The sequence below is a fragment of the Brevibacterium sp. RIT 803 genome, from assembly GCF_016892625.1.
Classification (GTDB): Bacteria; Actinomycetota; Actinomycetes; order Actinomycetales; family Brevibacteriaceae; genus Brevibacterium.
The window spans coordinates 518,525-531,925 of sequence record NZ_JAFEMW010000004.1 but is presented as its reverse complement, the minus strand read 5'-3'; the positions used below and the strand labels follow the sequence as shown (position 1 = coordinate 531,925).

The window sequence follows — 13,401 nt, the reverse complement described above, 5'->3', positions numbered from 1 at the left end:
CAGCCTATAAGGTCGTAGGCTTGAGTGCGTGACTCGTTCCACTTTCGTTTCCGCCGACGCCGCCGAGTTGGCCGTCGTCGAGCGCAGCGGGTTCGTCGAATCCCGCCACATCGGTTCCGCCGTCGTCCTCGACCCGGATGGATCACCCCTGATCAGCCTGGGTGCGCCGGAGGCTCCGGTGTTCACCCGGTCGAGCCTCAAACCGCTGCAGGCCATTGCCGCGATGAGTCTCGGAGCGCAGGTGTCCGGCACCTGGGCGGCACTGGCGACCGCGTCCCACAAATGCGAGGCCGGCCACGCCGAGGCGGTTGCCGGGATGCTCGAATCCGCCGGCTTGAGTGTGGATGACCTGCAGTGCCCGTCCGCTCACCCCGCCGATGGTGCCTTCCGTCGGAGCCTCCAGGAGACCGCACGTCATCTCGGGCGACACGACGCTGATCCGGCATCGCCCCTGTACTTCAACTGCTCCGGTAAGCATGCGGCGTTCCTCATGGCCGCGACGGCCATCGGTGCGGAGTCCGCAAGTTACCTCGACCCGAACCATCCCGTGCAGAAGAGGGTCGCCGAGGTGGTCGAAGCCTTCGCCGGTGAGGCGCCGGCAGCCGTGGGCACGGACGGCTGCGGTGCCCCAGTCTTCGCACTCAGCCTCACCGGGCTGGCCCGAGCGATCGGTCGTGTGGTGCGACTGGGCAGTGCAGACGCTGCCACTGCAGACGAGGACCCGAGGACCACCTCGGCGAGGGAGCCGTATGCCTCCTACGCCAGCGAGGCCCGCACGCTCATGCACGCCGTCTTCGCTGAACCCTGGGCGATCGAAGGCCACGGCAAACCGAATACGACGGTCATCGAAAGCCTCGGCGTCTTCTCTAAGGGCGGGGCCGAAGGCGTCATCGCGATGTCGACGAAATCCGGGTACTCGGTCGCTCTGAAATGCCTCGACGGATCTTCGCGACCCACGACGTGGGTCGCGCTCAACCTGCTGGAGCTGGCCGGCGCGTTCGACGACAAGCACCGGGTCTCCGCGATGAGCGAATGCACACTCGAGGACTTGTACCCGCACATCGTCGACCCGATCACCGGCGGCACCGATTCCGAGGGACGGACGGGCATTGTGGGCAGGCTTGGGCTGGGCGAAGATGTAGCGAAGATCAGGTAAGAGGGAGAGTCACTGATGGCGATTCGCAGAAGGATTGACCCCGACGAGGGGCGCAACGCACTCGAGATGTGGGTGGCCCACTCCGAGGCCGACGCGGCACCGGCAGACCGGTCGACGCTGGCCACGGCTGTGCGGTTCACGTTAGAGGAGCTCGCGTCACGGGCGGAGGGCAACAGCGTCGAAGTCCGCGTCCCGCCCTTCGGTGTCACCCAGTGCATTCCCGGGCCCCGGCACACCCGCGGCACACCGCCCAACGTCGTCGAAACCTCGGCGCAGGTGTGGTTGGAGATCGTGACCGGCACGACCGAATTCTCCGCCGCGCTCGCCGAGGGTGCGGTTGATGCCTCGGGCACACGCGCCGACATCAGCGACTTCGTTCCCCTGTACACCTCAGCAGAATTGGAAGGTCGGCGATGAACGCCCAGATCACCCAGACCACCTCATTCATCGGCGGTCGCCATGTTCCCTCCCTGACCACCTACGCCAACGTCGACCCGGCCACTGGCGAACACCTCGGCGATGTCTCCCGCGGCGGAGCCGACGAGGTCGACCGTGCGGTCAAGGCAGCGGCCCGGGCGCAGAGGGAATGGAGGCGCTCGAGCACCGAGCAGCGGTCGAAGCTGCTCGTCACCACCGCCGAAGTGATCCGAGCCAACCGCGACGAGATGGCCGCACTGGAATCCGAGGACACCGGCAAACCGCTGACCCAGGCCTACGCCGATGTTGACGTCTGCGCCCGCTACTTCGAGTTCTACGGCCACACCATCGAGTCCTACTACGGGCACTCGATCCCCATGGCCGAGGACATGCACGTCTACACGCGCCGCGAACCCTACGGCGTGACAGGGCACATCGTTGCCTGGAACTACCCGCTCCAACTTATCGGACGCGCCGCCGCGACCTCGCTGGCCACCGGCAACTGCGCGGTGGCCAAACCCGCCGACGAGACGCCGCGCTCCACGGTCCGCCTGGCCGAACTCATCCATTCCGTTGGTTTTCCTGCCGGTGCGTTCAACGTGGTCACAGGCCTGGGCGCCGAGGCGGGGGCCGCGTTGGCAGCCCACCCGGGCATCGCTCACCTGGGATTCGTCGGCTCGACTCAGATCGGTTCGCAGATCGCCCATGCCGCCGCCGAACGGGTCATCCCGACGGTGCTCGAACTGGGCGGAAAGTCCGCGAACGTCGTCTTCTCCGATGCCGATGTCGACGCGGCGGTCCCGTCCCTGATGCGTTCGATCATCCAGAACGCCGGCCAGACCTGCTCGGCCGGGTCCCGACTCATCGTCGCCCAGGACATCCACGCCGAGGTGGTGGAGAAGATGGCAGCCGCGATGGAGAAAGTCACCATCGGCTACGGCATCGACGACCCGATGCTCGGACCCCTCATCTCGAAGAAGCAGCAGTCCCGCGTCGAAGGGTTCCTCTCCGACATCGGCAACGCCCAGATCATCACCGGAGGGACCAGGCCCGAAGGTCTCGCCGAGGACCTCACCGGCGGCGCCTTCATCACTCCGACGCTCGTGGACAATGTGTCCCCGGGGTCGAGGATCGCGCAGGAGGAGGTCTTCGGCCCCGTCGTCGTGGCCATGACCTTCGGCGACGAAGAGGAGGCGATCTCTTTGGCCAACGGCACCGACTATGGCTTGGTCTCGGCCCTGTGGACGCAGAACATCTCCCGGGCTCACCGAGTCGCCGCCGAGGTCGAAGCCGGGCAGGTCTTCATCAACACCTACGGTGCCGGCGGGGGCGTGGAGCTGCCCTTCGGCGGGTTCAAGAAGTCCGGCTACGGCCGTGAGAAGTCCATCGAAGCCTTCGATGAGTACACGCAGACGAAGACCGTTGTCGTGAAGCTGTGAGGTTCTGACGCTGTGATGCGGACTGGTCACGGTCGTCGATGACTCCTGCCGTCCTCGGGCTGGTGCTCTTCGCCTCACTCGCCCATGCCCTGTGGAACATCGCGGCGAAGTCGGTGTCCGGCAAGGGCTATGCCTTCGTGCTGGCCTATCACGGGCTGTCGGCGATCCTGCTGGCCCCCATCGCGATCTGGCTGCTCGTCTCCGGAACACATGAGTTCAGTCTGAGCCTGCTGGGCGCCGCCGCCCTCAGCGCGGTCTTCCACATCGCCTATTCTGTGTCCCTGCAGTCCGGCTATGACCATGCCCCTTTGGGCGTCGTCTATCCCACGGCTCGCGGGGTCGGGCCGATCATCACGATCATCGTCGCAGTGCTGTTCCTGGGTGAGCGGCCCACAGCACCGGAGACCATCGGCGCCTTCATCGTCCTCGCCGGCATCGCGGTCGTGACCGTGCACCCGAAGCGGGTGGGCGGAGGCCGGACGACGAACGGAGGTTACGGGACAAACAGCCACGGCGTGGGACGTGGTCTGGCCTGGGGCGGCCTGATCGGAACCTTCATCGCCTCGTACACCCTGTGGGACGACTTCTCCGTCAACCACATCACCGACTCACCGCTGCTCTACTTCGCCCTCTCCGAAATCTGCGTCGCGACCATCATGGCGTTGGGCATCGTGACGATCCCTGGAGGTGCAGGACGTCGCGCGGACTTCACAGCGATCCTGGTCGGACACAAACGGGCCCTGCTCACCGTCGCCATCCTCTCCCCGCTGGCGTACCTGCTCGTCCTGTATGCGATGCAGCAGGCGCCGGTGTCCCTTGTCGCTCCCGTGCGGGAGACCTCCATCATCGTCGGCACACTGCTGGCCTGGTGGATCTTCGGGGAGAAGAACATCGGCATGAAGCTGACCGGCGCGGTGGTCGTCGTCGCCGGCATCGGCCTCATCGCCCTCGGGTGAGATTCCCAGATTCCCACCCCAGGCCACCGCTGGGCAGAAGTGCTGAGGTTGAGCACTTGTGCCCTACGCCAGCACTTTCACCCAGCGGCAATGGAGTGGGAGTCACAGCGCGGTAGTGGCGGCGCAGCTTCAGCGCTTCTTCGCCGCCTTCCGGCGGAGCACGCGCACCACTCGGGTCGGGCACACAGCGTGTGAGAGGACGGCCTGGGAAGTCGACCCGAGGATCGTCGACACGAAACCGCCGCGGCCGCGGGAGCCGATGATCATGAGTTCGGCGGTGTAGGTGGCACTGATGAGCACCTCGGTGGCGGGGGCATCGAAGATCGACCAGCGAACGTCAACCTCGGGGAACTCCTCTTGGAGGGACTGCACGGCTTCTTCTCGAGAGGTCACGGCTTCGTCGTACATCTTCTCGAGATGCGTTTCGCTGGGCATCCATTCCGGCGAGAGCACGTGGGCCGCGGTGATGCCGACCAGGTGCAGCGGCTGGTCATAGATCCGAGCCTGCAGCGCGGCTTCACGCAGGACCGGCCCATCGGTCTCGAAAGGATCGATCGCGGCGACGATCTCACCGGTGAAGTCGGGGCGCCTGTCACCGGATTCGGCGGTGGCCGTCTGCACATCGGAGGAACGCACAGGCAGGTCGATCGGCAGGGGCCGCTCGGGCATCGGGCGTTGGGGCCAGGTGCTGGGGATGACCACAGTGGGGCAATGACCGTGCGCGGGCATCGCCAAGGCCACGGACCCCAGCAGGCGGCCGGCGAACCCGCCGCGACCACGAGCGCCGATGACCGCGAGATCGGCATTCTTCGAGTTGTCGACCAAAGCCCCAGAGGCATCTCCCGGGAAGACCACGGTCGACACCGGCACCGAGGCATCGGTGACGGTTCGTGCGTTGTCGTCGACGAGCTTCTGCACCGACCGCTTGACCTCCGTGTCGAAGTCGGCCGGGTAGACGATATCCGCTTGGGTCATATTGACGCCGGGCACGGTGTATGCCGCCACGAGGCGAATCTCGGAGGAGGTCAGCTGTGCGTGTTTGATCGCCCACTGCAGTGCGCATTGACTGTTGGCGGAGCCGTCGACTCCGACGATGATCGTATGAGACATGTCCACCCCTATGTGAGAAGCCTTACTGTGTCTGCTTCCACCTTATGGGATCGGCCGCATAACTGCCTGGGAGTCGGCGAAAGAGTTCTCGACTAGACTGTCCGCGACGTGAAATGCGGGCACCAACGGCCCGCCACCGACACTGCTGCCCAAGGAGATCATGAAGGACCAGATCGACGTCGCCGTTCGTCGCAGCCCCAAGTACTCGGTATTCATGGGACTGGGCGCGATCCTCGGCGTACTCGTCGCGGGTGTGCTCACCCTCTTCGTCGATCCCGAAGCGATGCCCACCGGCTACACAGTGGCCAAGGGAGCGGGGCTGCTGCTGCTCGTCCTCGCCGTGGGCGGACTGTTCCTCGGCGGTCTGCTGGCGGTGCTCCTCGATTGGATAGGTCGGAGGAAGTCCCGCAAGTACCGCGTCGACGCGGAGATCGACATGGTCGATGATCCGAAGGAGATCGCGCGTCGTCGCATCGCCGAAGCCAACGGCGAAGATCCCGATGCCGATGTCACCTCGGGCGACACCTCGGCAGGGGAAGCGGCCGGCGACAACCGCACCGACAGCGACAGTGCCGAGGACGAGCCCCGAAACGAAGCCCCGAGTTCCGGAGTCTGATCCACTTGTGAAGTAGGGCTCACCGATGTGAGACAATCTTTCACGTGGCAAGAGGAGACGGGCAACTAACGCACGAAATCGACCCCCTGGACCGCGGACCTCAGGATGCTTGTGGAGTATTCGGAGTCTGGGCGCCGGGCGAGGAGATAGCCAAACTCACCTACTTCGGGCTCTACGCTCTGCAGCACCGCGGACAGGAGTCCGCGGGCATCGCTGCCAGCAACGGCAAGCAGATCCTGATCTACCGCGATATGGGCCTGGTCTCGCAGGTCTTCCATGAGCGGGATCTCGAACTTCTGCAGGGACACATCGCGCTCGGGCATACGCGGTATTCGACGACGGGCTCGCCCTCGTTCGAGAACGCCCAGCCCACTTTGGGACCCACCCCGTTCGGGACAGTGGCACTGGCGCACAACGGCAATCTGACGAACTTCGATGAGCTCGAAGCTCTTGCCGACGGCCGTCGTGACGACGCCGACCAGGTCGTCAAGGACGCGACGAAGAAGGTCAGTCGGACTCGACCGTTCCGGGACTCGTCCAACGACACCTCCCTGGTCACCGAGCTCTTCGCCACCGAAGAGGGCGAGAACCTCACCGAGGCCGCGCTCAACCTCCTGCCCAAGGTCGACGGTGCATTCTCCCTGGCCTTCATGGACGAGAACACCCTCTACGCCGCACGTGATCGTCATGGTGTGCGGCCGCTGTCGCTGGGCCGGATGGAGAACGGCTGGGTCGTGGCATCCGAGACCTCTGCTCTCGACATCGTCGGTGCCTCCTTCGTGCGCGACGTCGAACCCGGCGAACTCATCGCCATCGACGAAGACGGTCTGCGCTCCTTCCGCTTCGCCGAACAGGACCAGGCTCGCTGCGTCTTCGAGTACGTGTATCTGGCCCGGCCAGACAGTGTGCTCAACGGCAAGACCGTGCATGCGGCCAGGACTCAGATGGGCCGCCAGCTGGCCGACGAGTTCCCCGTCGATGCCGATCTCGTCATCGCCACACCGGAATCGGGAACACCGGCCGCCGTCGGCTATGCCGAACAGTCAGGCATACCCTTCGGCCAGGGGCTGATGAAGAACGCCTATGTCGGGCGCACATTCATCCAGCCCTCGGACACCCTGCGACAGCGCGGCATCCGACTCAAACTCAATCCGCTGCGTGAGAACATCGAGGGCAAACGCCTCGTCGTCGTCGACGACTCGATCGTGCGCGGCAACACTCAGCGCGCGCTCGTGCGAATGCTCCGCGAAGCGGGGGCGAAAGAGATCCATGTGCGCATCTCCTCTCCACCGGTCAAATGGCCCTGCTTCTACGGCATCGACTTCGCGACCCGGGCCGAGCTCATCGCCAACGGCCTGAACATGGACGAAATCCGCGACAACCTCGGCGCCGATTCCCTGGGATACATCTCCCTCGACGGGATGGTCGAGGCCACCCAGCAGGAGCGCAGCCAGCTGTGCACCGCCTGCTTCTCAGGCGTTTACCCGATCCCAGTCAACAACACCCCCGCCGACAAAGGATGTTGAGTTGAGCACCGATCCATCTAAGTCCACCACCTATGCCGCTGCCGGCGTCGACGTCGAGGCCGGTGACCGCGCCGTCGAACTGATGAAGTCAGCGGTCGGCGCCACACACAACGCGAACGTCGTCGGCGAAGTGGGCGGTTTCGCCGGACTCTTCGACGTCTCAGTGCTCAAGGACTTCGAACGCCCGCTGCTGGCCTCATCGACCGACGGCGTCGGCACGAAGGTCGCGATCGCGCAGGCTCTCGACAAGCACGACACCATCGGATATGACCTGGTGGGCATGGTCGTCGATGACATCATCGTGTGCGGTGCCAAGCCCCTGTTCATGACCGACTACATCGCCTGCGGCAAGGTCGTGGCCGAGCGCATCGCGGACATCGTCCGGGGCATCGCCGAGGCGTGTGCCAGTGCCGACGTCGCCCTCGTCGGAGGCGAGACCGCCGAACACCCGGGCCTGCTCGGGGTCGATGACTACGATGTCGCCGGTGCCGCCACAGGTGTCGTCGAGGCCTCCAAACTGCTGGGACCTGAGAAGGTTGCCGCTGGTGACGTGCTCATCGGGTTGCCATCCTCTGGCATCCACTCGAACGGGTACTCCCTGGTCAGGCACATCATCGCCGAGGCGGGTTGGGGTCTGGATCGCAACGTGCCGGAATTCGGCCGCACCCTGGGTGAAGAGCTCCTCGTGCCCACCCATGTCTACACCGGCGAACTCAACGCCCTCTTCTCTGCTCTGCCCGATGCCGTGCATGCGGTCTCGCATGTCACCGGCGGGGGACTGTCTGCCAATGTGGCGCGCGTGCTGCCGAAGGGCCTCGTGGCGAAGATGTCCCGAGCTTCGTGGGAGATCCCTCCGGTCTTCTCCACCCTCGGCGATCTGGGCGGAGTCCCGCAGGAAGACCGTGAACGGACCTGGAACCTCGGCGTCGGCATGGTCCTCGTGGCCTCGGCTGAGTCCGTTGACAGTGTGCTCGCAGCCTCCCTAGGCGCATGGGTGCTCGGTGAAGTCAGGGTCGACGACGGTTCACTGGCCTCCGAACTCGACTACGTCCAGGGCGCCAAGGGCGTCGACGGCGGAGCCGCAATCCTCGCGTAAGGCTGTGTGGGCGCAAGGCCGAGGGTGCAGCGGGGCCAGCTGCCGTTGATGCAACGGCTAGGCGGCACTGAAACGTCCCGTCAGCTCTGAAGCGTCTCGTTGCTGAGGTTGTCAGTGCAGCTGCCGGGGTGTGGTGGTCGAGTACCTGTAGGAGTTGGCGCGCAAGGTGATGAGTTGCTGCTCGCGGTAGGGTGAACGAAGTCAGGCAGACATCTTTTGCAACGAGCAGTCCATGCAGCGAGCAGGCAAAGCAGAAGGCGGAGGCCGCAGCCTCCGCCTTCTTGCTTGAGCGAATCCGATGCTCGGCGTATCTGAGCGTCGATCACATCAGTGCTGATCGGTCAAGATTCGCGCTGTGTATAGTCGTCTTCTTCGTTGTCATCGTCGACGTTGTACTTGTCGGCGTAATCCGAATAGTCCGGCTCGTTGTCGTACGGATCTGACGAACCGGACGCTTGCGACTCGGAACCCAGTTCCTGCTGGAGTCTATTCAGGTCGGTGTCCGGGCTGTAGTATTTCAGCTTCCGGGCAACCTTGATCTGCTTTGCCTTTGCGCGGCCGCGACCCACTGGCGTGACCCCCTCCGTCGTCATGTGGGGCGAAGCGCCCCGGACTAGATCTCTGCTATGCGCTTAAATCCTACCTGTTCGTAGTGGGAAGTTCCATTTTGAGGCCCGACCTTGGATAGGGTGAACCCATGTCCTACAGTCGCGATTATGTTGTCTCTCTGCGGATCTTCGAACCCACCGTAGTCCATTCCGTATTGCAAGACGAGCAGGTGGAAGACAACCGTTCTGTTGTTGAGGAGCAGATCTCCGAAGACGCGGATCAGCGCTTGATCTCACTGCCGCCGAGCCCTGTGGCCGAGTCCTTTCGCAACACGCCGATCTTCCTCCCGGCGTCTCAGACTTCGGACGGCGTGGATCGGTACTGCCCCGCCCAGGAGGACATTCGCGGGTGGGAGGCACTCGAGGCACTGAGCGAGCACACCTCGAAGGCGACGCTGGACATCATCGCTCCGAAGTCGGCGCGCAGGCGTGCGGCCAGTCGTCGCGCGGAGTGGCTCCAGGACACCAAGGATACTCGCGTCTTCACCCGAGTCTCGGCGTGGGATGTGCCGCCGTCATGGTGGCTGTTCTTCTCGCTGAGCGAAGACCAGATCATCACAAATGAAACCGATGCCGGGCTGAGAGTGCTCATCCGTACGGACATCCTGGCAGCCTCGGCGAGGATGGAATGGGCAGCGGAGACCGTGGCCGATAAGTCCAAAGTCGTCGACATGGTCGAGCAGACATCGATTCTGGCCCAGTGGGTCGACGGCTTCGACATGAACTCCGTGCTCGAACTCGACTTGGGCGGGATGAGCGATGTGCTCTGGCCCAACGAGGCGCCGGAGCTCGTCGATTCGTGGGTGACCGCGCTGAGCAACGACGATCCTGAAACCGCGGTCGCATCCTTCCAGAAGTACGCGGCGATGTGGGAACAGCTCAATCTCTACGCGCGCAGCTCCTGAGCTGAGCCGTTGAGCTCCTGAGTCTCCAGTACGTGAGCGGCGGCTACGATAGTCTGCGTACCCGCGGCGTCGAGAGAATGAACCACACAGCGCATGGATGAGAAGAAGCGTCGACTTGTGACGAAGAGGAAACCGCCGTCGGTATCCGCTGAGGAGTCAACGACCGCCGACGAACCAACGACGGCAGCCGAGTCTGCGACTGGCACGGAACCGAAGCCGATGACGACGTGGTCGATCGTATGGCGTCTCGGAGCAACCGTCATGGCCCTCGTCATCCTCACCTGCGGACAGTTCCTCAACACCAACGACTTCTTCCCGCTCGGGTCACTCACTCAGTACGCGACCGCCAAGGACCTCAACGGCACGGTGAACGCGACGTGCATCGAGGCGCAGTTCCCCGGTGAGGACGAACCACGCCGACTCGGCTTCAACACGGACACCGTCGGGATCGAACGCGGCGACATCGAATCCCAGCTCGATCGGGTCATCGCCAACCCGGAACTTCTGCAGACCATGGCCGATTCCTTTGAGCGTCTCCATCCGGACGAGCCGAAGCCGGAGCAGATGATCCTCTGCCGCACCGTGACCCAGTTGGAGAACGGCCGCAGCGTCGGCGAACCCGAACACAAGATCCTGGCGACCTGGGAGGTGAAGTGAGTAGTTCCACCACCGCCGAGGCGGAGATCGGCAATCCGATCATCGCCTGGTTCACGCCCCAGATATCTCTGGCTCGCGTCGCAGTCTTCCGCGTCATCGTCTACATCTTCGTCATCATTGACGTGCTCACGATCTCCGCCGATGTCATCCCGCACGGCTGGACTCCCGACCTCTATCAACCGCTGTGGCTCGCCAGGTTCCTCCACATCCCACCGGTCAGCGTCCTCGGTGCGCAGGTCCTGCTCGCCGCGATCATCGTCTTCGCTCTCATGGCTGCCGCAGGCGTCCTCCAGCGAATCAGCGGCTGGATGGTCGCGATCACCTTCGGGCTGTGGATGTTCTATACCCAGGGCTATGGCTATGTCGCCCACGACCACATGGCGCTCGTCATTGCCGTCGTGGTGCTGCCGACGGTCGGAGTCGCACGGTTCAGGGATGTCGGCACCACCTCGGCGAAGGCAGGGTGGGCACTGCGCGTCGTGCAGATCTCCGTCGTCCTCACCTACTTCTATTCGGTGGTGATGAAGTGGATCGCCTCTGGCAACATCACTCACTGGGCCAACGGAGCCGTGATCATCTGGGCCCTGATGCGCCGCGGGGCCGAATGGTCGAAGCCGTTCCTTGAGATGCCGGGCCTGCTCATCGCCGGGCAGTGGGCGACTCTGGTGTTCGAGTTCCTCTCACCGATCGTGCTGTTCCTCAAGGGCAAGTGGCTCTATGGTGCCGTCATCTTCTTCATGCTCTTCCATCTCATGACCTACATCGCCCTGGGCATCCACTTCCTGCCGACGGTCATCTGCTGGGCGGCGTTCCTGCCCCTGGAGAAGCTGATCCCGAAGCGGTTCGCCGCGACTCGCTGACCTGTCTCGCAGCCACTGGCTCGGTGTCTTGTCGCAGCGCGTCCAGTACACGCTTGACGGCTGCGCGTTCGGCCGTATCGGGAGTCATGACCGCCACGACCCAACGTGTGGTTGCGACTCCTGTCAGCGGGAGGAGCGTGAGCCCGGCGTCTTTCGGGGTCGTGAATCGCGGCAGCAGGGCTACCTGGTCGCTCGAGGCCACGATCGCCTCGATGAGCCGGTTGTCCCGGATGCGCTGGGTGACCTCGAGCTCACGTCCTGTGACGTGTTCGATCGACGTCAGGATTGTGGTGAATGGGAATCCGTGGGGAACTCCGATCCACTGAGCGTCGACGAGGTCCTCAGGTCTCAGCTGCTCCCGGCGAGCCAGGGGATGGGCATTCGCGACCGCGACGTCGATGGGTTCTGTCGCCAGGCACTCGACGCTCACCCCTTCGGTCCCGGCCGGACGTTCGGAGACCAGGCTGTGGGCGATGACGATGTCGACGTCGGAGGTCAGGCCCGCGAACTCGTGCTCGGCCAGATCCACATCGACAGTGCGCAAGGTGATCCTCGGGCTCGTCTCCCGCAGGCGTCGCAGTGCAGAAGGCACAAGATAGGCCAGAGCGCTGGGCAGCCCGGCAACCCGAACCACACCGGAGGGATCGCCGAGGTAGTCCTCCCAGTCAGCCTGCACGCGGGCGATCGCTGAGGCCACGTCCTTGCCGCCTGCCGCCAGCAGTCTGCCCGCGCTGGTCAGCTTCAGCCCACGGCCCTCGGGTTCGACGAGGGTGTGTCCGAGTTCCCGTGTGGCCTGTTTGAGCTGCTGCGATATCGCCGAAGGCGTGCGATAGGTCGCCCTGGCCACAGCAGTCACGCTGCCGAGTTCGTCGAGCCGGCGCAGCAGCTCAGGGTGCCGGGGGTCCATGTGCAAATGGTACAAGATTGAAGCTCAGCTACAAGGTATGTGTAGAACATTTCGATTGTGTTAACTGTCTGGCGACTCGAGACTGAAGTCATGTCATTGAAACATTGTTTGCTCGCCGCCTCGGTGGCCGTGATGTGGGGACTGAACTTCCTGGCGATCGATTTCTCGCTCGAACAGTTCCCGCCCTTCTTCCTCGTCGTCCTGCGCTTCGCTGTGCTGGCCATTCCGGCGCTGCTGTTCGTGCCGAAGCCAGACGTGAAGCTCCGCTGGATCGTGGGCTACGGGATGGGGTTCGGGCTCCTGCAGTTCCTGTTCCTCTACTGGGCGATGGCGGCGGGGATGCCTGCGGGTCTGGCCTCACTCGTGCTCCAGGCTTCGGGGCCGTTCACGGTGCTGCTGGGGATGACGGTCCTGCGAGAGCGGGTCCGCGGATCACAGATGGCGTTCCTCATCGTGGCCATGGCCGGACTCGGTGTCGTGGGCTGGCAGAGACTGGACTCGAGCGCGAGCTTCCTGCCGTTCCTGCTGACTCTGGCCGGCGGGCTGGGGTGGGCGATCGGCAACATCTGCAACCGTCAGGCGCACTCGGTCGAGCCGGTGAAGTTCACGATGTGGATGTCGGTGGTGCCGCCGGTGCCGATGCTTTTTCTTGCGCTGGTTGTCGAAGGGCCAGACACTATCGGTCAGTCGCTGACGACGCTCATGACTCCCACCGGATGGCTGGGCCTCGCGGGACTCGCCTACACCGTCGTCATCGCCACCATCCTCGGTTCTGGCATCTGGTCGTGGCTGATGTCGCGCAACCCTGCTGGAGTCGTCGCACCGTTCTCGATGCTCGTCCCCATCGTCGGTATGAGTGCCGCGTGGTTCGTTCTCGGCGAGACGGTGTCACTGGGGGAGATGTGCGGAGCCGTGCTGGTCATCGTGGGCGTCCTCGGGGCAGGCATGCGTGCGGCGAAAGGACCGAAAGTCCTCGCCGAGGTGGTGCCCACAGACGTCGAAGACGTGGCCGAGGTCCCCGCGGGGACGCGATGGTGACCAGAGACCGCCAATCGGACACCGCTCATGGCACGAATGATTCGACGCTACGATCACTTCACCACCAGCGGTGAGTCGCGGAAACAAGGCAGGACGATCGCGCTCGCAAA

General features: G+C 64.2%; 15 protein-coding genes. 11 read left to right on the top strand and 4 right to left on the bottom strand.

The genetic code is table 11. The features are described 5' to 3' along the window. The first annotated feature begins 28 nt into the window (after positions 1–28). From JTF07_RS15560 to JTF07_RS15545, 4 genes are read left to right on the top strand one after another with little or no spacing between them, the layout of a single operon-like run. Positions 29–1,156 carry an asparaginase gene (locus tag JTF07_RS15560; protein ID WP_204235105.1) on the top strand — a complete coding sequence of 376 codons (1,128 nt, stop codon included), beginning with the start codon at positions 29–31 and terminating at the stop codon, positions 1,154–1,156. 15 nt (positions 1,157–1,171) lie between these two features. Next, positions 1,172–1,573, top strand: a complete 402-nt coding sequence (locus JTF07_RS15555; RefSeq protein ID WP_204235104.1) for a sterol carrier family protein — start codon at positions 1,172–1,174, stop codon at positions 1,571–1,573. Then, positions 1,570–3,012, top strand: a complete 1,443-nt coding sequence (locus JTF07_RS15550) for an aldehyde dehydrogenase family protein (RefSeq protein ID WP_204235103.1) — start codon at positions 1,570–1,572, stop codon at positions 3,010–3,012. Before JTF07_RS15555 ends, JTF07_RS15550 begins: the two co-directional genes overlap by 4 nt. Before the next feature lie 38 nt (positions 3,013–3,050). Further along, a complete protein-coding gene (locus tag JTF07_RS15545; protein ID WP_204235102.1) occupies positions 3,051–3,968 on the top strand; it encodes an EamA family transporter in 918 nt (305 codons plus the stop codon). 129 nt (positions 3,969–4,097) lie between these two features. On the opposite strand, the gene JTF07_RS15540 is transcribed toward JTF07_RS15545, so the two are convergent. Then, a complete protein-coding gene (locus JTF07_RS15540) occupies positions 4,098–5,078 on the bottom strand; it encodes a universal stress protein (RefSeq protein ID WP_204235101.1) in 981 nt (326 codons plus the stop codon). Between the two features lie 160 nt (positions 5,079–5,238). Here JTF07_RS15540 and JTF07_RS15535 point away from each other — a divergent pair, with 160 nt between their 5' ends. The 3 genes from JTF07_RS15535 to purM are packed head-to-tail and all read left to right on the top strand — an operon-like array spanning position 5,239 to position 8,316. Then, positions 5,239–5,694 (top strand): hypothetical protein, encoded by a 456-nt coding sequence (locus JTF07_RS15535; protein ID WP_204235100.1) that lies wholly within the window; start codon positions 5,239–5,241, stop codon positions 5,692–5,694. A gap of 44 nt (positions 5,695–5,738) precedes the next feature. Continuing rightward, a complete protein-coding gene (gene purF, locus JTF07_RS15530; RefSeq protein ID WP_204235099.1) occupies positions 5,739–7,220 on the top strand; it encodes an amidophosphoribosyltransferase in 1,482 nt (493 codons plus the stop codon). A gap of 1 nt (position 7,221) precedes the next feature. Next, entirely contained in the window at positions 7,222–8,316 is a 1,095-nt protein-coding gene (gene purM, locus JTF07_RS15525; protein WP_204235098.1) for a phosphoribosylformylglycinamidine cyclo-ligase, read from the top strand. Between the two features lie 341 nt (positions 8,317–8,657). Here purM and JTF07_RS15520 read toward each other — a convergent pair whose 3' ends face one another. Further along, a complete protein-coding gene (locus JTF07_RS15520; protein WP_204235159.1) occupies positions 8,658–8,885 on the bottom strand; it encodes a DUF3073 domain-containing protein in 228 nt (75 codons plus the stop codon). A gap of 128 nt (positions 8,886–9,013) precedes the next feature. On the opposite strand from JTF07_RS15520, the gene JTF07_RS15515 reads away from it, so the two are divergent. Next, positions 9,014–9,829 carry a DUF8083 family protein gene (locus JTF07_RS15515; protein ID WP_204235097.1) on the top strand — a complete coding sequence of 272 codons (816 nt, stop codon included), beginning with the start codon at positions 9,014–9,016 and terminating at the stop codon, positions 9,827–9,829. On the opposite strand, the gene JTF07_RS20435 is transcribed toward JTF07_RS15515, so the two are convergent. Next, complete coding sequence (locus JTF07_RS20435; RefSeq protein ID WP_252199842.1) at positions 9,811–10,092, bottom strand: hypothetical protein; 282 nt, start codon at positions 10,090–10,092, stop codon at positions 9,811–9,813. The two genes, JTF07_RS15515 and JTF07_RS20435, sit on opposite strands and share 19 nt — an antisense overlap. Here JTF07_RS20435 and JTF07_RS15510 point away from each other — a divergent pair. After that, complete coding sequence (locus tag JTF07_RS15510; RefSeq protein ID WP_252199841.1) at positions 10,091–10,486, top strand: hypothetical protein; 396 nt, start codon at positions 10,091–10,093, stop codon at positions 10,484–10,486. The two genes, JTF07_RS20435 and JTF07_RS15510, sit on opposite strands and share 2 nt — an antisense overlap. Further along, positions 10,483–11,346 carry an HTTM domain-containing protein gene (locus JTF07_RS15505; protein ID WP_204235095.1) on the top strand — a complete coding sequence of 288 codons (864 nt, stop codon included), beginning with the start codon at positions 10,483–10,485 and terminating at the stop codon, positions 11,344–11,346. The genes JTF07_RS15510 and JTF07_RS15505 overlap by 4 nt, the downstream gene beginning before the upstream one ends. On the opposite strand, the gene JTF07_RS15500 is transcribed toward JTF07_RS15505, so the two are convergent. Further along, a complete protein-coding gene (locus JTF07_RS15500; protein ID WP_204235094.1) occupies positions 11,279–12,253 on the bottom strand; it encodes a LysR family transcriptional regulator in 975 nt (324 codons plus the stop codon). The two genes, JTF07_RS15505 and JTF07_RS15500, sit on opposite strands and share 68 nt — an antisense overlap. Before the next feature lie 90 nt (positions 12,254–12,343). Here JTF07_RS15500 and JTF07_RS15495 point away from each other — a divergent pair, with 90 nt between their 5' ends. After that, positions 12,344–13,291 carry an EamA family transporter gene (locus JTF07_RS15495; RefSeq protein WP_204235093.1) on the top strand — a complete coding sequence of 316 codons (948 nt, stop codon included), beginning with the start codon at positions 12,344–12,346 and terminating at the stop codon, positions 13,289–13,291. Positions 13,292–13,401 lie beyond the last annotated feature (110 nt).